Raw genomic sequence first — 21,706 nt, 5'->3', positions numbered from 1 at the left:
CACCCGGCGTATCTCCCCACGTAACGTCCGAGCTCATGACAGTGACCGTGCGTGCCCTCCGCACCGAAGACCGGCCCGGCGTCGAGGCGTTCGCCCGCGTCCGGCACCGCGCCCTGCCCTTCATGCTGTTCACCTCGGAGGCCGTCGCCTACGACATCGCGCACGCCCACCCCGACGCGCACTACCGGGCGCTCGTCGCCGAGGAAAACGGCGAGATCCTCGGCACCGCCCAGACCGGGGTCGTCCACGACAGCCCGGAGCAAGGCCAGGGATACGTCAACGTGTACGTGCACCCGGATCGCACCCGCCGTGGCGCCGGTGCGCTCCTTGTCCGTACCGCCGAGCGGCACCTCGCCGCGGCCGGGGTGACCAGGTCCTTCGCCTGGGTGCTGGACGCCCCCGGGAACCGCGCCTTCGCCGAGCGCCACGGCTACCGCTCCAGCCGTACCGCGCACTTCATGCGTCTGGACCTGGCGAACGGCGAACTGCCCCCGCTCCAGGACGCCCCGCCCGGCGTCGAACTCCGCACGGGTGCCGACTTCGCCGCCGACCCGCGCCCCCTGTTCACCCTGGACGCGGAGACCATGCCGGACGAACCCAGCGATGTCTCCTACGAGTTCACCGACTACGAGGCCTGGCTCCGCGAGACCTGGCAGCACCCCCTGACCAGCCCCGAGCTGACCTCGGTCGCGGTCGTCGACGGACGCCCAGCCGCCTTCAGCCTGGTCCGCACCGACGGCGACACCCGCTACGGCACGATGATGACCGGCACCGCCCGTGACTTCCGCGGCCGCGGCCTCGCGAAGCTCGCCAAGAACGACTCCCTGCACCGCGCCCGCGCCGCCGGGTACACGGAGGCACTGACGGGCAACGACGCGGGGAACGGCCCGATGATCGCGATCAACAACTGGTTCGGCTACGAGATCTGCGCAACGGAGGTGCGGTATGTCCGCGAACTCGCCTGAGACCACACCCACACTGAACGTCGTGCTCGTCAAGGCCGGCCGCACGAAGATCAGTTACCCCGCCGAGCTGCTCCACGACGACGGCACACGCCTCGCCGTGCGCGCCGCCTGGGCCGGGGCCGGAATCCGTGACTTCGGCTTCGTCCGCTTCGAACCCGGTGACGTGTTCACGGAGTACTACTGGCGGGACCGCTGGTACTCGGTGAAGGAGGTCCGGGACTCGGCGGGCACGCTGAAGGGCTGGTACTGCGACATCGCCCGCCCGGCGATCCTCGACGGCACCGACCTGGTCGTCGAGGATCTCGACCTGGACCTCTGGCGCTCCGCCGACGGCAGGGACGTACGACGGCTCGACGAGGACGAGTTCGAGGAGAGCGGCCTGACGGAGTCGGATCCGCAGGCCGCGTCCGCCGCAGTGGCGGCCCTCGACGAGCTGGATTCGCTGGCGCGCGAGGGCGGCTTCGAGAAGCTGCTGGCCTGACCGGGCATGCGGGCAGCACGGGCTTACGGGCGGGCCAGTACCGCGTACCGCTCGTCCTCGACCTCGCGTCCCCACAGCCGGGCGTCGCCGGACAGCCGCTCCACGCGGACATCGGCGGCGAGGGGCGCGAGCAGTTCGGTGAGTGTGTCGGCGGGTATGCCGGCCGGGCTGACCGTGCCCCACACGCCCTCGACCAGCACCAGCCGCCCTCCGGCCCTGAGCAGCCCGTGCCAGCGACGCAGCACGCGCGCGGGGTCGGGCAGCGTCCACAGGACATGCCGTACGAGCACGACGTCGAAGCGCTCCTCCCCCACCGGTGGCGCCGCCGCGTCGCCGACGAGGAACACGGCGGCGCGGCCGGCCAGCTTGCTCCGGGCGTGCTCGACCATGGCCCGGGAGGTGTCCACCCCGGTGACGCGGTGCCCCTGTTCGGACGCGAGCAGCGACAGGCTGCCGGTGCCGCAGCCCAGGTCGAGGATGTCGGCCGGGTGATCCGGCAGCCAGGACCGCAGCCGGTCCGCCCATGCCTCGCGGACGACGGGATCCCGCAGGCCGTGGTCGGGTTCGTCGTCGAAGGTGGCGGCTTCCGCGTCCCAGTCGGTGTTCGTCATGCGGCCAAGAGTGACACCCGCCACTGACAATCGAATCGTGACGGCCGCCACTGACAGACCGGCGCCGATGAGTCACCCTCCCGGAAATGGTCTGTCTCCGTGAAAACGCGGAACCCGGTGGACCGAAGGAGGCAGCCATGCGCCGCGTAACCGTGCAGAAGCCTTTGAAGAAGTCGGACGCCCGACGAGTGCGGGAAGAAACCGACGAACGCACCACCGCACGTCCGGAGGTCCGCAAGGACATCGCACGTACGTGGTGGCCCGACGGCTGAGGCCGGCCGGCCTGGCGCGTACCTGAGCGCAGTCCGAAGCCTTCCTTAAGCCGACCATAAGGATCTCCCTCACCCGCCTCCAGCAGGCGATTTCGCGGTTTCTTGGGGCTAGTTTGCTGATCGCCCCCCGAACGACCGTTGCGAGGAGATCCCGCATGCCCGCACGCCGCCGCCCCGCCGCCGTGGTCACCGCCGTCACCGCCCTCGGGATCGCCGCGCTCACCCTGAGCGCCACGCCCGCGTCGGCGCACGGCTCCCTGGGCGACCCGGTCAGCAGGGTCGCCCAGTGCTACGCCGAGGGCCCCGAGAGCCCCGCGTCGGCGGCATGCCGGGCGGCCGTGACCGCAGGCGGCACGCAGGCGCTGTACGACTGGAACGGCATCCGTATCGGTGACGCGGGCGGGCGGCACCGGGCGCTGATCCCGGACGGCGAGCTGTGCGGCGCGGGCAACGACGAGTTCAAGGGCCTCGACCTGGCTCGCGCGGACTGGCCGGCGACCGGGGTGCACAGCGGCTCGTACCCCTTCAGGTACCGCGTGACCGCCCCGCACAAGGGCACCTTCGAGATCTACCTCACCAAGCCGGGCTACGACGCGGCCAAGCCCCTTTCCTGGGCCGACCTGGACCTCGAACACCCGGTCGCGACGGCCACGGACCCGGTCCGACGCGCCCCGCGCTCCGTCCGCCACGCCCTCCGCCACTCCGTCCCCCGCGCGATCGGCCACGCCGTCCGCCGGTACGGCCCCTCGTACGCCGCTGGTGCGGCCGGAGGCGGCGGGCGCCGCCGTGAACCTCGCCGAGACCGGCGGCACTTCCGGCACCCGGTACCTCGCGGTGGGCGGCGCGGGCGCCCTCGCGCTGGGCGCGACGGCCCTGTTGCTCTCGGTCCGGCGTCGCGCGGCAGGCGCCGGCCGGCCCGGTCACTGAACTCGCCGGGGCCCGGCCGGCGGCTCAGGCCTGCCGGACCCCGGCGGATGGTTCCCGGCCGGGTCAGCCGACCGCCGACAGACAGCCGGTGGCGGTGGCGTGCGCCGGGTCGAGGGCGTTCGTCACCTCGTGGAACGCGATCCGGTCGAGCACGCCGATGGCGGCGTGCTCGGAGAGGTCCAGCGGGCACAGGTCCTGGATCAGGACGTTGTGCACGTCGGAGCCGCTCAGGAACTGGCTGCGGTAAGGCGTGACCACCTCGTCGTACCTGGTCGCGAGGACCGTGTAGTGGACGCCCGGGACGGTGTCACCGCCCGCGTTGAGCTTGGTGAGGAAGGCGGACCCCGCCACCTGGTCGGCGAGGGCGGGGGTGGCGGTGGAGAGCAGGTCGGCGGCCCCGGGGAAGTAGGCCAGCAGGTTCGTCAGACCGTTCAGGGTGGTGCCGTGGTTGCTGGGCGCGATGCCGACGAGGGTGTGCACCTCGGCGGCGCCGCCGAGGAACTTGAGGTAGTAGCGGGGCATCATGCCGCCCTGCGAGTGGCCGACGATGTCGGTCTCGGCGGCGCCGGTCGCGGCGAGCACCTTGTCGACGAGGACGGCGAGCTGCTGGGCCGACCTGTCGATGGGACCGAGGCCGTAGAAGAGGGGTACGCCGGGCAGTTGGCCGTAGTCGAACGAGAAGACGCAGTAGCCGCGGTTGGTCAGGTACGGCGCGAGGGCGAGCCAGTTGTCGACCCCGTTGGCGAAGGTGCCGTGGACGAGGACGACGGGGCGGGGATGTGCGGCGGACGGCTTGCAGGAGTAGTCGTTCCAGCCGCTGCCGGCGGCGGATTCGACCTGCGCCTCTGCCTGCGTGTCTGCCTGCGTTTCCGACTGCGTCCCGGCCTGTGCGGTGGCGACGGGCACGATGGTGGCCGCGGCGGCCAGCAGCAGTGCGGCGAGAGGTCTGAGTGCGCGTTTCCAGGGCAGCATCGAGTGATCTCCTTGCGGCTCAAGGGAGTTGCGACGGCTCTACGCCCTGTGATCCGGATCACGAGGATGCTGTTCACTCGTCAAGTTACGAGCGAGTAGCGCGACGGGGAAGTTACGCGTCAGTAAAAACTTCTGACAGCAGACCGGAGGCCGTGATAAAGGGGCTCCGAAACCCCCTCCCCGGAGGATGAGCCCGACCAGTACCGGGGTACTGCCCGGCCGCCGGATTGGGTCCCGCGGTGCCGGGGGCGCGCGGAACAGCGCTCATAGCGTGAACACAGGGTCGATCAAGCCCTGTTCGCGCAATGATCCATCTCCTGCTGGGAGTACTTCCGTGGCCACGTTCCTGTATCGACTGGGCCGGCTCGCCTTCCGACGCCGACGGCTCTTCCTGATGTTCTGGATCGTCGTACTCGCCGTCGTCGGTACAGGCGCCGCCGGCGTCTCCGGCAAGACGACGGACGACTTCACCCTGCCCGGCACGCAGTCCCAGAAGGCGATCGACCTGCTCGGCAAGGAGTTCCCGCAGGCCTCCGCGGACGGGGCCAACGCGCGGGTCGTCTTCGAGGCGCCCGCCGGGCAGAAGCTGACCTCCAGCGCCAACAAGGCCGAGATCACCTCCCTCATGGCCGACCTCAGGAAGGCGCCGCAGGTCGCGAACGTCACCGAGCCCTTCAGCGGAGGCCAGGTCAGCAAGGACGGCACGATCGCCTACGCCCAGGTCACCTACAAGGCGCCCAAGGCCGACATCACCGACGCCGCGTCCGAGGCGCTGAACCAGGTCGCCGCGAAGGGCGAGAAGGCCGGGCTGACCGTGAGCCTGGGCGGCAGCGCCGTACAGGAGAAGGCCGCGAGCAAGGCCGCCGAGCTGATCGGCCTCGCGGTCGCCGCCGTCGCGCTGGTCATCACCTTCGGCTCGATGATCGCCGCCGGGCTGCCGCTGCTGACCGCGCTCCTCGGCGTGGGCGTGGCGATCCTGTGCATCACCGTCTCCACCCGGTTCTTCGACATGGCGTCCGCCTCCTCGACCCTGGCACTGATGCTCGGTCTGGCCGTGGCGATCGACTACGCCCTGTTCATCGTCTCCCGCTACCGCAGCGAGATCCGGGACGGGCACGAGCCGGAGGAGGCCGCCGGACGCGCCCTGGGCACCGCCGGATCGGCGGTCGTCTTCGCCGGACTGACGGTGATCATCGCGCTGGCCGGGCTGAGCGTCATCGGCATCAAGATGCTCACCACGATGGGCCTGGCCGCGGCCTTCGCGGTCGCCGTCGCCGTGGTCATCGCGCTGACGCTGCTGCCCGCGGTGCTGGGATTCGCCGGTATGCGGATCATGAAGGGCAAGCTCACCACCGAGCGCCATCGCGCCGAGGAGCGCGGCGAGCGCGAGGCGATGGGCGTGCGCTGGGGCCGGTTCGTCACCCGTAACCCGGTCAAGATGCTCGTCGTCTCGGTGGCGGGCCTGGGGCTGCTGGCCATTCCGGCGATGTCTCTGCGCCTCACCCTGCCCGACGACAGCATGGCCTCCCCCGGCTCCACCCAGCGCATCGCCTACGACACCCTGAGCAAGGGCTTCGGGCCCGGCTTCAACGGTCCGCTGACAGTGGTCGTCGACGCCCGCGGCAGCGACGACCCGAAGACCGCGGCCCAGAACGCGTACGACACGATCAGCAGGCTGCCCGACATGGCCGCCGCCCGCCCGGCCGCCTTCAACGAAGCCGGTGACGTGGCGCTGATCGGGGTGATCCCGAAGAGTTCCCCGACCAGCGAGGCCACGAAGGACCTGGTCGCCGACATCCGTGACCACAGTGCCGCCCTGGAGAAGGACACCGGCGCCGATCTGATGGTCACCGGCACGACCGCCGTCAACATCGACGTCTCCACCAAGCTGGGCGAGGCCATGCTGCCCTACCTGGCCATCGTGGTCGGTCTGGCACTGATCCTGCTCCTGCTGGTGTTCCGCTCGATCCTGGTACCGCTCAAGGCCGCCCTCGGTTTCCTGCTCAGCGTGGTGGCCACCCTCGGTGTGCTGGTCGCGGTCTTCCAGTGGGGCTGGCTGAAGGACCTCTTCGGCATCGACCAGACCCAGCCGATCGTCAGCGTCCTGCCCATCCTGCTGATCGGCATTGTCTTCGGTCTCGCCATGGACTACGAGGTCTTCCTCGTCACCCGGATGCGGGAGGAGTACGTCCACGGCGCCGAACCCACGGAGGCGATCATCGCGGGCTTCAGGCACGGCGGCCGGGTGGTCTCCGCCGCGGCGATCATCATGATCTCCGTCTTCGCCGGGTTCCTGCTGGACGACACCGCGCTGGTCAAGTCGATCGGCCTGGGTCTCGCCTCCGCCGTCCTCTTCGACGCCTTCGTCGTCCGGATGACCATCGTCCCGGCGGTGATGACCCTGCTGGGCCGCCGCGCCTGGGCCCTGCCCGGGTGGCTCGACCGGATCATGCCGAACGTGGACGTCGAGGGCGAGAGGCTGCGCCACGCACTGGAGGCACAGCGGACGCCAGCCCCGGACGGCCCCGTGGCCGAGGAGACCGAGGAGACCGAGGAGCCCCGGAAGACCGGCAGGAACCTGGCCCGCAAGCCCTGACAGGAAGCCCTGAGGAAAGTCCTGTCAGGAAGCGCGGACCGCTCGGCCGTACGATCCCCATCTGGGCGTTTGGGACCCGGCGGCCGTGCCCGAGTCCCCGTCCGCCGGTCCACTCCCCCGAGGCCGGCGGACGGGCCTGCCCGCACCGTGAAGGGCGTACAGAGTGAGCGCACCGAACGCAGCCGTACTGGCGGCGGTGTCCGACAGCCGCCGGTCCGCCCCACCGTCGCCGGACGACGCCGAGCAGCGCGCGCTCGCGCCGATCATCACCCGGGTGGCCGGATGGCACCACGCCGACCAGGCACATCCTGGCTTCCGGCGCTGGGCGGTACCCGTCTTCTGCACCCTGCTGGGCGGCTCCGAGGTGTTCGACGCGGACGTCGGTCCCAGCCTCCCGGTGAAGGCGGCTCTCACTCTGGCGCTCACCGTCCCGCTGCTGTGGCGGGAGCGGAGGCCCGTGCTGGTCTGGGCCGTCATCACGGTCGTCTCCGTCGTCGTCACCTCCCTGGGAATGCTCACCGGCGCGAGCGGGGCGTGGATCGTGGCCCTGTACAACACGGGCCGCTACGCCACCCTCCGGCAGGCGGCGCTGGCGACCGCCGTCACCCTGACGCAGATCACCGTGGCGGGCCCCCTCTTCTGGAACGCCGACCAGATCGCGCAGGCCACCCGCCCCTGGGTGGTGCTGACGATGTCGCTGGTCGTCGTGACGGCGTTCGCCTGTCTGGGCCTGTCCGGGCGCCTGGTGAACACCGTGATCGCCGCTCTGGAGACGGACCGCGACCAGCAGGCCCGGCTGTCCGCCGCCCGGGAGCGGGCCCGGGTCTCCCGGGAGATGCACGACATCCTGGGTCACACCCTCGCCGTCATCGTCGGCCTCGCCGACGGCGGCGCCTCCCTCTCCCGGACCAAACCGGAACGCGGTGCGGAGACACTCCGCATCATCGGCGACAGCGGCCGGGACGCGCTGGGCGAACTGCGCCGGCTGCTCGCCGTCATCGGGGACGAGCAGGACCCCCGGAACGAGGCCCCGCTCGCCCCGCAGCCGGGTCTCGCCGATCTGGAGGCCCTGCTGGAACGGGTCCGGGCCGCCGGCCCGACCGCCGCCCTGCACACCGAGGGAGAGCTGACCGGACTGAGCCAGGGCGTTCAGCTGGCCGTCTACCGCATCGTCCAGGAGGCCCTGACCAACACCCTCAAGCACTCGGTTCCCGAAACCGACGTCACCGTCACCGTCTCTCTCGCCGCCTCTGTCACCGACCGTTCCGGCGCGCTCCGCGTCACCGTCGAGGACAGCGGCCCGTCGCGCCCCCGGAAGGCGGGCCCCGCGAAGGCAGGCAGCGGCCGGGGCCTGGTCGGCATGCGGCAACGCGCCGCCCTCTACGACGGCAGCGTCAACGCGGGCCCCAACCGCAACGGCGGCTGGAGTGTCCGCGCGGTCCTCTTCCCCGATCCCCCGTCCGGCACCACCGGCAACCCCACGGAGAACCTCCCGGCATGACCACCGTCCTGATCGTCGACGACCAGACCCTGCAACGCCTCGGCTTCCGCATGCTGCTGGAGGCGGAAGCCGACATGACCGTGGTCGACGAGGCCACCAACGGCAGCGAAGCGGTCCGCAAGGCCGCCGAGCTGCGTCCCGACGTCGTCCTGATGGACGTACGGATGCCCGGTATGGACGGTATCGAGGCCACCCGGCGCATCGTCGAGTCCGGGGGTCGCTCCCGTGTCCTGGTGCTGACCACCTTCGATCTCGACGAGTACGCGTACGACGCGCTGCGCGCCGGAGCGAGCGGCTTCTTCCTCAAGGACGCGCGTCCCGAGGAACTCGTCGTCGGCATCCGCGCGGTGGCCGCCGGGGACTCGGTGATCTCCCCCGGTATCACCCGCAAGCTCATCGACACCTTCACCAGCCGGCGCACCGGCAGCGCCCCCGAGCACGAACGCCGGCTCGCCGACCTCACCGACCGCGAACGCGAGGTCCTGACCGCCATGGCGGTCGGCTCCAACAACACGGAGATCGCGGAGAGCCTCCACCTCGCCGAGTCCACCGTGAAGTCCCACGTCAGCCGAATCCTCGCCAAGATCGGCGCCCGCGACCGGGTACAGGCGGTGATCTTCGCGTACGACGCCGGTCTGGTGCGCCCGGCCTGACGGGACGCCTCACCGGCCGGGGTGGACGGTCGTCGTCGTGAAGCCGCGTTCCGGCACCGGTCCCGGACCCCGGAGCGGGTGCGCGGCTCGCCGTCGGAAAGTACGGTGGCGTCCTGGTGTTCGACCTCGGACCTGGGGGAGGCTCCGGAAGTCGTCGGCGTAGGGGCTATCGGGCGGTGGAGGCGGCATGGCCGGCAAGAAGGCGGCGGCGCTGCCGCGCAAGGAGTACGAGAAGGAACTGCTGCGTCTGCAGACCGAGTTGGTGAAGCTGCAGGAGTGGGTGCGGGCGACCGGCACCCGGCTGGTGGTGGTCTTCGAGGGGCGGGACGCGGCGGGCAAGGGCGGCACGATCAAACGGGTCGCCGAGCACCTCAACCCGCGCGTGGCCAGGATCGCGGCGCTCCCGAAACCGACCGAGCGTGAACGCACGCAGTGGTACTTCCAGCGGTACGTCGAGCAGCTCCCGTCGGCCGGGGAGATCGTGCTGTTCGACCGGTCCTGGTACAACCGGGCCGGGGTCGAGCACGTGATGGGCTTCTGCACGAAGGAGGAGCACCAGCTCTTCCTCCGTCAGTGCCCGATCTTCGAACGCATGCTGGTCGAAGCCGGGGTCCTGCTGCGCAAGTACTGGTTCTCGGTGAGCGACACCGAACAGCAGGAGCGGTTCCGCAAGCGCCTTGAGGACCCGCTGCGGCGCTGGAAGCTCTCGCCGATGGACCTGGAGTCGATCACCCACTGGGAGGCGTACTCCCGCGCCAAGGACGAGATGCTGGTCCACACCGACATCGCCGAGGCCCCCTGGTACGTGGTGGAGAGCGACGACAAACGTCGGGCGCGGCTGAACATGATCGCCCACCTGCTGTCGTCCGTGCCCTACCACGAGGTACCGCCACCGGTGCTGAAGCTGCCGGAGCGACCGCCGTCGACCGGCTACCAGCGCCCGCCGCGCGATCTGCAGACCTACGTCCCCGACCACGCGGCGAGCCTCTGAGCGACCGGTCACCTCTCGCACCTTCTCGGGTGCCCTGCCCCGGCCGAGGGGTTTCTGTTGCCGCAGGCCCGAACGGCCCTGTCCCCAGGGGCCGTTGGGCCGGGTGTGGCCCGCAGGGCCCCAAGGGCTCTCGCTCTGCTTCCGCGCCGGTGGATCATGGGGGCAGACGACGGAAGGCGACACATGTCCCAGGGCTCGGCCAGACATCTCCCCCGGTTGCGCCGGCTGGCGCCCGGACTCGTCGTGCTGCTCGGCTACCGGCGGGCGTGGCTCCCGGGCGACCTGCTCGCCGGGGTGACCGTGGCCGCGTACCTGGTTCCGCAGGTCATGGCCTACGCGGGGGTGGCCGGGCTGCCGCCGGTCAGCGGGCTGTGGGCGATCCTGCCGGCCCTGGCGATGTACGCCCTGTTCGGTTCCGCACGGCGGCTGTCGGTCGGGCCCGAGTCCACGACCGCCCTCATGACGGCCGCCGTGGTCGCACCCCTCGCCGCCGGGGACGCCGGACGCTACGCGTCGCTGGCCGCGGCCCTCGCGGTCACGGTCGGGCTGCTCTGTCTGGCCGCCCGGGCGATGCGCCTCGGCTTCCTCGCGGACCTGCTGTCCCGCCCGGTGCTGATCGGCTATCTGGCGGGCGTGGCCCTCATCATGATGGTGGACCAGCTGCCCAAACTCACCGGGGTACGGACGACCGGGACCGAGTTCTTCCCCCAACTGTGGTCCTTCCTGAGCCACTTGGCGGACGCGCACCTGGCCACCGTCGTCTTCTCGGCCGTCGTCCTCGGGCTCCTGTTCACGATGGTCCGTTTCGTGCCCGCCGTGCCGGGCCCCCTGGTGGCGTTCGTCCTCGCCACCGCCGCCGTCACGGTTCTCGACCTCGACAGCCGGTACGAGCTCAAGGTGATCGGCGAGGTCCCCTCCGGTCTGCCGAGCGTCGCCGTCCCGGACCTGACCGAGCTGCCACACCTGGTGCTGCCCGCGCTCGGCGTGCTCCTGGTCGCCTACACCGACTTCATCCTCACCGCCCGGGCGTTCGCCGACCACGACGACAAGGGTCCGGGGCTCGACGCCAACCAGGAGTTCCTCGCCCTCGGCGCGGCCAACCTGGGCGCCGGGGCACTGCACGGCTTCCCGGTGAGCAGCAGTGCGAGCCGGACCGCGCTGGCCTCGTCGGCGGGCGCCCGCAGCCAGGCGTACTCGCTGGTGGCCGGGGCGGTGGTACTCGCCGTACTGCTCTTCCTGAGCCCGCTGCTGACGCACACACCGTCCGCCGTGCTCGGCGCGCTCGTCGTCTACGCCGCGGTCCGGATGATCGACCTCGCCGGCTTCCGCCGACTGGCCTCGTTCCGCCGCCGGGAGTTGCTCCTGGCACTGGGCTGTCTCGTCGGGGTGCTCGCCCTGGACATCCTGTACGGGGTGATCGTGGCCGTCGGACTGTCGGTGGCCGAGCTGCTGACACGGGTGGCGCGTCCGCACGACGCCGTCGAGGGGCTGGTCCCCGGGGTGGCCGGCATGCACGACATCGACGACTACCCGCAGGCCCGTACGATCCCCGGTCTGCTCGTCTACCGCTACGACTCGCCGCTGTTCTTCGCCAACGCGGAGGACTTCCGGCGCCGCGCCCTGGCCGCCGTCGACCGACAGTCCGACCCCGTCCGCTGGTTCGTGCTCAACACCGAGGCCAATGTCGAGGTCGACATCACCGCCCTCGACGCGGTCGACGAACTGCGCCGCGAACTGACCGGCCGGGGCGTCGTGTTCGCCCTCGCCCGGGTGAAACAGGATCTGCGGCACGACCTGTTGGCGTACGGCCTGGTGGACTCGGTCGGCGAGGACCTGATGTTCCCGACGCTCCCCACCGCCGTAACCGCCTACCGCGCGTGGCTCAGCCGCCAGTAGACGTGGCGCCCGGGTGGCCCGGCCTGTACCCGAGCGGATGCCCCGGGTCCGAAGCGGCGGCGGGCGCGGTCAGCGGCGGCTTCGGCCACGCGGGCGCGATCGTCGCCCGGGTCCGTGGAGAGCAGGGCATCGGCACGGATCACGAAGGCGCGAACTCTCGCCCGCTGCGGCCCGAGGTCGTTCAGCAGACCCTGGGCAGTTGCCGCGCGGGCGGCGTCGCCACTCCTGCCGGCTGCACCGCCTCCGCGCCGAACCGGTCCCGGGCCCGATCGGCGGCGGCCTCGATGCGGCGGGCTTTCTCGTCGGTCGGCTCGAAGAGCAGTTGGCGGGGGGCCTGTTCGGCGGCGATCAGGTTCTCCGCCCGCAGAGAGATGACGCGGACGCGGGCGCGTTGAAGAGCGAGTCGGTCATGGAGGTCGTAGGCGAGTGCCGTCAGGGAGCGTGTGTGGGCGGTGGGTTCGTGCAGTTTGCGGGTGCGCGTTGTCGTCGAGCGGTCCGCGTAGCGGATGGTGAGAGTGAGGGCGCAGGCCGCCTGGGATTCGCCACGCAGTCGCAGGCCGAGGCGGTCGGTGAGCGCGAGCAGGGCGGCACGCTGCCGGTCCCGGTCCAACTCGTCCTGAGCGAAGCGGTGTTCGACGCTCATCGCGCGGGGCGGGGCCGAGGGGATCACTGGTGTCGGGTCGAGGCCGTGGGCCGCGTCGTGGAGGTTGCGGCCGGCGGTGACGCCCAGGATGCGCTGCAGTGTGCCGAGTGGTGCGGCGGCGATCCTGCCGACGCTGTCCAGGCCGTACGAGGACAGGGTGCGGGCGGTCGCCGGTCCCACGCCTTGCAGGGCGCCGGTGGGTTTCTTCGCGAGGAAGGCGGTGACCGTGTCGATGTCGTCGGGCAGGGTGCGGACCGTCGAGGGCGGGCCGTCGGCCGCGACCATACGGGCAAGCAGCGGGTTCGCGGCGACACCGGCCGTCGAGCGGAGTCCGTACAGCCCGCCGGTGCGTGCTCGGATGCGCTCGGCCAGTGCCGTGGCGTCCGTGCCGAAGTAGCGCAGGCTGCCGGAGACGTCGGCCAGTGCGGCATCCGGTGGCAGGGCCTGCACCAGGGGGGTGTACTCGGCCAGCAGGGCGAGAAGCCTGCTGTAGATCTGCTCGTCCCGCAGGTCGTGGAAGTGGATGTAGAGGATGTTCATCCCGCGCTCCCGGGGCTCTGGTGCCACAGCTTGCGGCTCTGTTTGACGGATTCGCCGGGCGGCTGCAGATCCGCCCAGGGATGCAGCGCGTAGCCGGTTTCCAGCCGGAGACTGCGGCTGTCCGCGGCTCCGCCCGATGGTGCATCGGCCTGGGTGAGTCGTTCCGTGACCGCCGACAGGCCGCCCTCGCGGCGCAGTTCGGCCAGTTCGGTGAGGTCCCAGGCGGCGGAGCCGGTCACCGACAGCGCCTTTCCGCTGCCTCCGCCACGGCGCTGCACCACTCCGCGCACGAGCAGCAGCCAGGAGTGGAAGACGGTGTGCGCGCTGGCGTCGTGGCTGTCCTCGAAGAACGCGCAGTCCACCAGGCCGGTCGTGTCGTCGAGTGTCGTGAAGATGACCCGCTTGCCGGAGCGGATCGGCGGGGTCTGTACGGCCCCTTTCGCACCGGCGACCAGCACCACCTGTCCGTGCGGCAGGTCCTTCAGCCGCTTCGCGGGAATGGCGCCGAGCTCTCCCAGCAACTCCCGGTGATCGCCCATGAGATGACGCGAGGTGTCCATGCCGAGCACCCCGAGTTCGGCTCCGAGCCGCTCGGCGTCGTCCAGGTCGGGCAGACCGGCGGGGGCGACCGTACGGTGGGCCGCGTCGGTCTCCCCCAGCGTCAACTGGCCCTGTGCGGAGCCCCGTTGGCTGTGATGCAGCTCAGCGAGGTGCAGCAGCAGGTCGCGGCGGTTGCGGCCGAAGGTGTCCAACGCGCCGACCTGGGCGAGGCGTTCGGCGACGGGCCGGGACGGCCGGGCCCGAGAAGCGAAGTCCTGGAGCGAGCTGTAGGGGCGCCCGGCGACGATGCGCGCCGCCTCGCTCCCACTCATCCCGCGCACGTCACACAGAGCGAGCCGGACCCCGTGAACGGGCCGACCACTCTCCATATCAGACACCAGTTCGATTCGATAGGCGGCGTCCGACGCGTTCACATCGAGCGGCAGGATCGGTACGCCCCGCCGACGGGCATCCGCGAGCAGCAGCCGCTTCGGATACATCCCCGGGTCGTGCGTGAGAAGCCCCGCGTAGAAGGCGGCCGGATGATGGGTCTTCAGCCACGCCGACTGGTACGAGGGCACCGCGAAGGCCACCGCGTGCGCCTTGCAGAAGCCGTACGCCCCGAACGCCTCGACGATCTCCCAGGTCCGCTCGACGACCTCCTCCTCGTACCCCCTCTTGCGGGCCTCCTGCGCGAACCACGCCCGTACGCGTCCGACCCGGTCGGCGTCCGACAGCGCCCGCCGTGTGTAGTCGCCGAAGGCCAGGGTGCAGCCGGTCATGACGGACAGGATCCGGATGATCTGTTCATGGAAGACCACCACGCCGTACGTCTCCCGCAGCGCGGGCTCCAGGTCGGGGTGCGGACAGCGGGGTGCCTGGCGCCCGTGCCTGGCCTTGATGAACGGATCGACCATGTTGGCCGCGACAGGTCCTGGCCTGAAGAGCGAGATGTCGACGACGAGGTCATGGAAGGTCTCGGGCTGCAACCGGGCGATGAGGTCGCGCTGACCGGGTGACTCGGTCTGGAAACAGCCCAGCGTCTGCGAGGACTTGATCAGCTGGAACGTCTTCGGGTCGTCCGGCGGCACCTGGGTGGCGTCGTCCAGGTCGACACGGTGCCCGGTGGACCGCTCGATCTCGGTGACGGCGTGCGCCATGGCGGACTGCATGCGTACGCCGAGCACGTCGAGCTTGAGCAGCCCGAGGTCCTCCACGTCCTCCTTGTCGAACTGGGACATCGGGAAGCCCTCGCCGCTGGTCGGCACGACCGGGGTGCGGTGCAGCAGCGTCGCGTCGGAGAGCAGGACACCGCACGGGTGCATGGCGATGCCGCGCGGGAGCGCGTCCAGGGCCTCGACCAGGTCCCACATGTGCGGGCCGTACGCCTCCGGGTCGATGCCGCGCAGTTCCGGCAACTCCTGCAGGGCGGCTCTGGCATCCCGGGCCCGGATATGAGGAAACGATTTTGCAAGCCGGTCCACCTCGGCCGGATCCAGACCGAGGGCAAGGCCGACATCGCGCACGGCATGCCGTACGCGGTAGGTCTCCGGCATGGACACGGTGGCCACCCGCTCCGGGCCGAAGCGGTCGATGATCGCCCGGTAGACGTCCAGGCGGCGGGCGGACTCCACGTCGATGTCGATGTCGGGCAGTTCCGTACGCCGGTCGGACAGGAAGCGCTCCATGAGCAGACCGTGCTCGACCGGATCGGCGGTGGCGATCCCGAGGAGATGGTTGACCAGGGAACCCGCGCCGGAACCGCGGGCGGCGACCCGGATGCCGAGTTCACGGGTGTCGGCGACGACCTGGGCAACGGTGAGGAAGTACGAGGCGTATCCCAGTCTCTCGATCAGCCGCAGTTCGTCATCGAGGCGCTCCCAGCGGCGGCGGTCGCGGTCGTAGCGGTGCGGCAGCATCGCGGCGGCGCACTTCGAACGCAGCACCTGTTCGGGGCTGTGCCGACGGGCACCGACGAGTTCCGGCTCGGGGAAGTGCACGCGGCCGAGTCCCAGGTCGTCCTCGGGATCGACCCGGCAGGCGGCGGCGGTCTCCTCGGTGACCTCCAGCAGTCTGCGGGCGGTGTTCGCACCGTACCCGGCGGCCTCGGCGACCTGCTCGGCAATGCGTGCCATGTCCGTGGCCGGCTTGAGCCAGCGCTCGCCGCAGTCGCGTTCGCCGCGTGGGTCGATCGGCACCAGGCGGCGCGCGGAGTCCAGGACGTCCGCGACCGGGCCCTGGCCGGGATCGGCGTACCGCACGGCGTTGCTCAGGACGGGGGTGATCCGCTGATCGGCGGCGAAGCCGAGGGCGCGGGCCGCGAGCCGCAGCGAACCGGAACCGGTGCCACCACGGCCGTGGCAGACGACCTCGATGCGCAGCGCCGCGTCCTCGTACCGCTCCCGCCAGGGTGCGAGCAGCTGGGCGGCACGGTCCGGCCGCCCCGCCGCCAGGGCGCGGCCGACGTCAGAGGCGGGGCCGAGCAGCACGGTGAGGTGTTCCCCGCCGAGGGCGTCCCAGGACAGCAGGGGGCGCCGGTCTCCCGCGGTGTCCGCGTGCGCGGCACTCACCAGCCGGCACAGTTCGGACCAGCCGCGGGCTCCGTCCCGGGCAAGGAAAACCGCGCGCTGGGCCGACTCGTCGACGAAGGCGCCGCCGCGGGCCGGTGCGCGTCGCCGCTCTGTGCGTCCGGCCGCTTCGGGAGGCGCCTCCACCGCGAGATCCACTCCGAACAGGGGGCGGACACCGGCCCGGCCTGCGGCCTTGGCGAAACGGACGGCCCCGCCGAGGGTGTCCCGGTCGGTCAGGGCGACCGCGTCCATCCCCCGCTCGACGGCCCGCTCCGCAAGCTGCTCGGGGTGCGAGGCGCCGTACCGCAGGGAGAACCCGGAGACGGCGTGCAGATGCGTAAAACCGCGCATCTGGACCACCTCGCCACTTACTGCCCCCTGTCTCCGCACTGCACTCCGGCCCCTCCGGAGTACAGTCACCACCCTAGACCAGCATCGAACATTTATGCGATTCGAGAGATGCCGCCTCGGGCATGCGGGAGGTCGATACCGCCCGTGCGGGGCCGGGGCGGCGAGACGCCGCCGGGCGTGAGGAGCACATCCTCCTCACGCCCGGCGGCACAGGGTGTGTTCAAGTGTCAGACGACCATCCACTGCTGGTTGACACCGGCGTTGCAGGTGGACTGGTCCAGGGCCGCGCCGTTGGCGGTGGACGCCCCGGCGACTTCCAGGCACTTGCCGCTGTTGACGTTGGTGTAGGTGACGTAGCCGCCGATCACGGCGGTCTTCTTCCACAGCTGGTGCGAGGCGCCGGTGCAGGTCGACTGGACGGCCAGGGCCCCGTTGGCGGTGGAGGCGCCGGCGATCTGCAGGCACTTGCCGCTGTTGACGTTGACGAGTCGGTAGTCGGAGCCGACGGCGGTGGAGACCCACTGCTGGTTGGTACCGGAGTTGCAGTTCCCCGAGTTCACCGATGCGCCGTCGGCCGTGCTCGCGGACCATACGTCGGCGCATTTGTCGGCGTTGCGGTTGAGGAGGTGGTTGTTCGCGGCCCCGAGCGGACCCGCGAGGACGGGCCAGCCGTTCGCGAAGGTCACCTGACGGATGTCGAGCGTCTCGCGTCCGGCGTTGTCGGCGTCGTAGTAGTGGTAGGCGAGGAACTTGGAGGCGCCGTCGTCGTAGGCGTCCGCGCCGCCGGCCGCCACCTTGGGGCGGGCGCCGGTGAGGACGGTGGTCCCGCCGTTCGAGAGCATGTTGACGCCGCTCTGGTCGAGGTAGGGGCCGGTGATGCTGGTGGACCGCCCGACCACCGTGTAGTAGTTGCTGTTGGTTCCGCTGCAGCACAGCCCCTTGGAGCCGAAGAGGTAGTAGTAGCCGCCGTCCAGGATGATCGTCGGGTTCTCCATGCCGACGGCGAGGTGCCAGAGGTTGTTGTCGGTGGTCGACAACTTGCCGGTGGCCTCGTCCAGGACGTGCATGTAGGTGCCGGGGCCGGTGAAGGAGCCCCAGGTGATGTACAGCCGGCCGTCGGGTCCCCAGTCGACGTTGGGGTCGATCGGGTAGTTGACGTCAGTGACCATGCCCTGGTCGGTCCAGGGGCCTTCGATGTTGGTGGCGGTGGCCAGACCCATGACGGCGTAGGCGGAGCCCCAGAGCGAACCGGCGTAGTACAGGTGGTACTTGCCGTTGAAGTACTTGACGTCGGGGGCCCAGATGTTCGGCGGGGTCGAGCCGAGCTTGGCGGTGATCCAGGACGGCGTCGATCCCCAGACGTTGCCGACCTTCGTCCAGCCGGACGCCGCGGTGGCGGCGCACGTCTTGCGGATGGTGATGGACCCGCTGGGATTGAGCGAGTCGTTCTCGAAGCCGGTGGAGAACCCGTAGTAGCAGCTGCCGACCTTGATGAGACTGGGGTCGTGCATGCGCAGGTCACCGCTGAGCGCCTGCGCGGGCCCGGCGGTGACCAGGCCCAGAAGGGTGAGCAGTGCGACCAGGATCGACGCGAGGGCAGGACGTGGGGCCCTGCCGCGTCTGCCGGGGCGGCGCTCTTCGGTGTCATGTCTGGTCACGCGAGACTCCTTTGTGTCGCTGCGGCTCAGTAGGGTCATGTCGGGTCGGAGGCAAGGTGGTGCCGACGCGTGCTGGTGGTCCCGGTCGGCAGGAAGGTCACGCCTCCGTCGGGCCACTCGATGCGTCCTGTCGCGCCGGTGGGCACCGTGGTCTTCACGGTGAGTTCCGTCTGTCCGAGCTCCCATCGGATCGCCACGCGCCCGTACGGGGACTCGTGGACGGCGCTCGCCCAGGTGAGGCCACCGCCCGGCCGGGGCCGGAAGACGATCTCGCGGTATCCGGGTGCGCTCGCGTCGAGCCCGGCGACAGTGGTGTGCAGCCACTGGGCGACGGCGCCGAGGGCGTAGTGGTTGAACGAGGTCATCTCGCCCGGATTGACGGTGCCGTCGGGCAGCATGCTGTCCCAGCGTTCCCAGACGGTGGTGGCGTCGTGCTTGAGCGCGTAGAGCCATGAGGGGCACTCCTGCTGGAGGAGCAGGGCGTAGGCGCTGTCGTCGTGGCGGGTGGCGCTCAGGGCGGGTGCCACCAGCGGGGTTCCGATGAAGCCGGTCTGGATGGTGTGACCGCCCGCCGCGACCAGGTCGGCCAGGCGGCGCCCCGCCGCGGCCCGGGTCGCCGGGCCCGGAAGGAGATCGAACTGCAGGGCGACGGCGTAGGCGGTCTGGGTGTCGCTGGTCATCAGGCCGCCGGGGCCGACGTACTCGGCGACGAAGGTCCGCCGGACACGATCAGCGAGTTCCTCGTAACGGCGGCGTTCGTCCTCACGCCCCAGGACAGCGGCGGTCCACGCCACATGTCGCAGGGACCACGCGTAGTACGCGCCGGCGATGAGGTGGCGGTCGGTGCGGCCCGCGCCCGGGTCATCCGGGGGTGCGAACGGGTCGAGCCAGTCGCCGAGTTGGTAGCCGCGGTTCCACAGGCCCGACTCGTCGGCGAGCTCGGTGATGAGGTCGACCCATCGTCGTGCGCTGTCGTACTGCGCGGCGAGGAGTCCGGTGTCACCGGAGGCCCGGTAGAGGTCCCACGGGGTCAGTGCCACCACGTCGCCCCAGCCGGCGCCCGGCCGGGCCGGCGTCCACTGCTCGCCGCCCGGTATCTCGGGGACGTACCACGGGACGGTCCCGTCGTCGTGCTGTTCCGCGGCGACATCACGCAGCCAGGACGCGAGCATGCCGTGGCAGTCGTACAGGAAGGCCGCGGTGGGGGCGAAGATCTGGATGTCGCCGGTCCAGCCGAGCCGTTCGTCGCGCTGCGGGCAGTCGGTGGGGAGGTCGACGAAGTTGCCGCGCAGACTCCACACCACGTTCTCGTGGAGTCGGTTCACCTGCTCGTTGGAGCACTCGAACCAGCCGGTGCGGGCCATGTCGGTGTGGTGGACGCGGGCGGTGATGTCCAGGTGGGGGTCGCCGCCGCGCCAACCGGTGATCTCGGCGTAGCGGAAGCCGTGGATGGTGAAGCGCGGCTCCCAGGTTTCCCGGCCCTCGCCCCGCAGGACGTACCGGTCGGTGGAGATCGCGTCGCGCAGGGGGCGTACGCACAGTTCGCCGTCCTGGAGCACCTCGGCGTGGCGGATGACGACCGTGTGCCCGGCCGGGCCGGTGACCGTGACACGGATCCTGCCGACGAGGTTCTGCCCGAAGTCCACCAGGAGCCGGTCGCCGTCCAGGGCTGTCACCAGTACCGGGGCGATCTCCTCGGTACAGCGCACCGGCGGGCCGGTGGGCGCGACCAGAGTCGCCGGGTCCCGCGGGACGACGTCCACCGCTGACCAGTGGCCGTCGTCGTATCCGGGGCTCGACCAGCCGGACCGTTCCTGCCGGGCGTCGTACGTCTCGCCGTCGAGCAGGCCCGAGGACAGGACGGGTCCCCGGTCGGCCCGCCAGGACGTGTCGGTGCCGACGACGGTGACAGTCCCGTCCCGGTGGACGATCTCCAGCTGGGCGAGGAGCGCGAGGCGGTCGCCGTAGAGATCGGAATGGCCTCCGTTGAAGCCCAGCCGTCCGCGGTACCAGCCGTCGGCCAGCCAGGCGCCGATGGTGTTGTCGCCGGCGCGCAGGTGTTCGGTGACGTCGTGGGTCTGGTAGCGCAGCCGGTGGTCGTAGCTGGTCCAGCCGGGGGCGAGGGTGTGGTCGCCGACCCGACGGCCGTTGATCTCGATCTCGTACAGGCCGTGGGCGGTGACGTACAGCCGGGCGCGTTCCACCTCCGCGCCGGCCTGGAAGTCCTTGCGCAGCAGCGGTGGACGCCGCTCCGCGTCGAGTCGATCAACCGGCCGGCGTTGTGGCGAGATCGCGTGCGCGGTCCAGTCCGTCGGCTCCGTCAGGCCCGTCTCCAGGCGCAGGGCCGGGCTCCAGTCGGAGGCCGCGCCGTCGGCTCCGCGGACCCGGACGCGTATGTCGGCGGATTCCCGCGACACCAGGGGCTGGTCCGGCCAGTCGACGAGGACGGATGCTTCGGAGGTCACCCAGGGGGCGCGATGCGTTCCGCCGGTGCGGGCGATCTCGATCTGGTAGGCGTGCTGTGTCCAGCCGGTGGGTGCCGCGGTCTTCCAGGAAAGCCTGGGCGAGGACTCGCCGATGCCGAACGGCTCCCGGTGGTGCTCCGCGGTCGGGGCGGCCACGGTCGGGGTGGGCTCGTGGGTCATCCCTTCACCGCCCCGGCGGTCAGGCCCTTGATGATGCGCTGGTTGATGAGCAGATAGAGCACCAGCGCGCCTACGACGTTGATGCTGATCGCGGCGAACAGCGGGCCGTAGGACGTCTCGCCGTACTGCCCGGTGAAGTTGAGCAGTCCCACCTGGATGGTGCGCAGGTCGTCGTCGGTGGTGAAGGTGAGGGAGATGAGCAGGTCGTTCCAGATGAAGAAGAACTGCACCAGCGCGACCGTGAAGACGGCGTTGCGGACGACGGGGAACCCGATCCGCCAGAAGGCGGTGAGCATGCCGGCCCCGTCGAGGGTGGCGGCCTCGAACATCTCGCGCGGGACCGCCCGGAAGTAGGTGGCCATCATGAAGACGGTGAGCGGGAGGCCGACCGCCGTGTAGGTGATGATCAGCGGCCACATCGTGCCGGACAGTCCGGACTGGAAGTACACCCGGAACAGGGGCAGCAGGATCATCTGGCTCGGCACCATGATGCCCAGCAGGAAGACCAGGAGGACCTGGTGGCGGCCGCGCCAGATCATCACCTCCAGGGCGAAGCCCGCAGCGGTGCCCAGCACGATGATGAGCGCGAGGGAGGGCACGGTGGCCAGGAGGCTGTTGCGGACGTAGAGGGCGACATGGCCGGTCGTCCACGCCTCGGCGTAGTTGCTGAAGTCCCACTTGCCGGGCAGTGACCAGGCGGGGTCGTTGACGAACTCGGACTGGGTCTTGAAGGAGCTGAGCAGCAGCCATGCCAGCGGCGTCAGCTCGACGACCACCAGCAGGGCGACAAGCAGGTTGCGGGTCAGGCGCCGGGCGTACCCGGGCCTGCGGACGGTGGCGGACCGTGGGCTGGGCCGGAGTTCCCGCGGCGGAGCCGTCGTGGTGTCGGTCATG

At 70.9% G+C, this 21,706-nt stretch carries 15 protein-coding genes and 1 pseudogene; 9 read left to right on the top strand and 7 right to left on the bottom strand.

From position 1 onward, the window contains the following. The first annotated feature begins 35 nt into the window (after positions 1 to 35). Together PV734_RS04330 and PV734_RS04325 are read left to right on the top strand one after the other, a co-directional pair. On the top strand, positions 36 to 965 hold the full coding sequence (locus PV734_RS04330) for a GNAT family N-acetyltransferase (RefSeq protein WP_319288800.1): 930 nt from the start codon (positions 36 to 38) through the stop codon (positions 963 to 965). After that, positions 946 to 1,446 carry a DUF402 domain-containing protein gene (locus tag PV734_RS04325; RefSeq protein ID WP_319098481.1) on the top strand — a complete coding sequence of 167 codons (501 nt, stop codon included), beginning with the start codon at positions 946 to 948 and terminating at the stop codon, positions 1,444 to 1,446. The genes PV734_RS04330 and PV734_RS04325 overlap by 20 nt, the downstream gene beginning before the upstream one ends. A 23-nt stretch (positions 1,447 to 1,469) precedes the next feature. Here the strand turns inward: PV734_RS04325 and PV734_RS04320 are convergent, their stop codons facing one another. Further along, positions 1,470 to 2,057: a class I SAM-dependent methyltransferase gene (locus PV734_RS04320; protein ID WP_319288799.1), complete on the bottom strand. Its 588-nt coding sequence runs from the start codon at positions 2,055 to 2,057 to the stop codon at positions 1,470 to 1,472. A 137-nt stretch (positions 2,058 to 2,194) separates the two neighbouring features. Here PV734_RS04320 and PV734_RS04315 point away from each other — a divergent pair, with 137 nt between their 5' ends. Then, positions 2,195 to 2,329 carry a hypothetical protein gene (locus PV734_RS04315; RefSeq protein WP_319098483.1) on the top strand — a complete coding sequence of 45 codons (135 nt, stop codon included), beginning with the start codon at positions 2,195 to 2,197 and terminating at the stop codon, positions 2,327 to 2,329. 155 nt (positions 2,330 to 2,484) lie between these two features. Beyond that, positions 2,485 to 3,256 (top strand): annotated as a pseudogene (locus PV734_RS04310) (lytic polysaccharide monooxygenase). A 63-nt stretch (positions 3,257 to 3,319) separates the two neighbouring features. Here PV734_RS04310 and PV734_RS04305 read toward each other — a convergent pair. Next, on the bottom strand, positions 3,320 to 4,228 hold the full coding sequence (locus tag PV734_RS04305) for an esterase/lipase family protein (RefSeq protein WP_319098485.1): 909 nt from the start codon (positions 4,226 to 4,228) through the stop codon (positions 3,320 to 3,322). Positions 4,229 to 4,562: 334 nt separating this feature from the next. On the opposite strand from PV734_RS04305, the gene PV734_RS04300 reads away from it, so the two are divergent. The 5 genes from PV734_RS04300 to PV734_RS04280 all read left to right on the top strand — a co-directional run bounded on the left by PV734_RS04300 (position 4,563) and on the right by PV734_RS04280 (position 11,865). After that, positions 4,563 to 6,824, top strand: a complete 2,262-nt coding sequence (locus PV734_RS04300) for an MMPL family transporter (protein WP_319288798.1) — start codon at positions 4,563 to 4,565, stop codon at positions 6,822 to 6,824. A 163-nt stretch (positions 6,825 to 6,987) separates the two neighbouring features. Beyond that, positions 6,988 to 8,325, top strand: a complete 1,338-nt coding sequence (locus PV734_RS04295) for a sensor histidine kinase (RefSeq protein WP_319288797.1) — start codon at positions 6,988 to 6,990, stop codon at positions 8,323 to 8,325. Next, positions 8,322 to 8,978: a response regulator transcription factor gene (locus tag PV734_RS04290; RefSeq protein ID WP_319098490.1), complete on the top strand. Its 657-nt coding sequence runs from the start codon at positions 8,322 to 8,324 to the stop codon at positions 8,976 to 8,978. The genes PV734_RS04295 and PV734_RS04290 overlap by 4 nt, the downstream gene beginning before the upstream one ends. A gap of 187 nt (positions 8,979 to 9,165) precedes the next feature. Then, positions 9,166 to 9,969 carry a polyphosphate kinase 2 gene (gene ppk2 / locus PV734_RS04285; protein WP_319288796.1) on the top strand — a complete coding sequence of 268 codons (804 nt, stop codon included), beginning with the start codon at positions 9,166 to 9,168 and terminating at the stop codon, positions 9,967 to 9,969. A 183-nt stretch (positions 9,970 to 10,152) separates the two neighbouring features. After that, entirely contained in the window at positions 10,153 to 11,865 is a 1,713-nt protein-coding gene (locus tag PV734_RS04280; RefSeq protein ID WP_319288795.1) for a sulfate permease, read from the top strand. 181 nt (positions 11,866 to 12,046) lie between these two features. Here PV734_RS04280 and PV734_RS04270 read toward each other — a convergent pair whose 3' ends face one another. The 5 genes from PV734_RS04270 to PV734_RS04250 form a co-directional block, all read right to left on the bottom strand. Beyond that, positions 12,047 to 13,048 carry a DNA polymerase thumb domain-containing protein gene (locus tag PV734_RS04270; RefSeq protein ID WP_319288794.1) on the bottom strand — a complete coding sequence of 334 codons (1,002 nt, stop codon included), beginning with the start codon at positions 13,046 to 13,048 and terminating at the stop codon, positions 12,047 to 12,049. Further along, positions 13,045 to 16,509: a DNA polymerase III subunit alpha gene (locus PV734_RS04265; RefSeq protein ID WP_319288793.1), complete on the bottom strand. Its 3,465-nt coding sequence runs from the start codon at positions 16,507 to 16,509 to the stop codon at positions 13,045 to 13,047. Before PV734_RS04265 ends, PV734_RS04270 begins: the two co-directional genes overlap by 4 nt. 227 nt (positions 16,510 to 16,736) lie before the next feature. Then, the gene (locus PV734_RS04260; RefSeq protein WP_319288792.1) at positions 16,737 to 18,167 is read right to left on the bottom strand and encodes a family 43 glycosylhydrolase; all 1,431 of its coding nucleotides are present in this window, start codon (positions 18,165 to 18,167) and stop codon (positions 16,737 to 16,739) included. Between the two features lie 35 nt (positions 18,168 to 18,202). Next, positions 18,203 to 20,812 (bottom strand): family 78 glycoside hydrolase catalytic domain, encoded by a 2,610-nt coding sequence (locus PV734_RS04255; RefSeq protein ID WP_319288791.1) that lies wholly within the window; start codon positions 20,810 to 20,812, stop codon positions 18,203 to 18,205. Further along, complete coding sequence (locus PV734_RS04250) at positions 20,809 to 21,705, bottom strand: carbohydrate ABC transporter permease (protein WP_319288790.1); 897 nt, start codon at positions 21,703 to 21,705, stop codon at positions 20,809 to 20,811. The genes PV734_RS04255 and PV734_RS04250 overlap by 4 nt, the downstream gene beginning before the upstream one ends. Position 21,706: the final 1 nt, after the last annotated feature.

The organism is Streptomyces sp. AK08-02 (genome assembly GCF_033795085.1).
In the GTDB taxonomy this organism is placed as follows: domain Bacteria; phylum Actinomycetota; class Actinomycetes; order Streptomycetales; family Streptomycetaceae; genus Streptomyces; species Streptomyces echiniscabiei.
The sequence above is the reverse complement of the archived record's forward strand: the minus strand, read 5'-3'. Positions and strand labels throughout refer to the sequence as shown.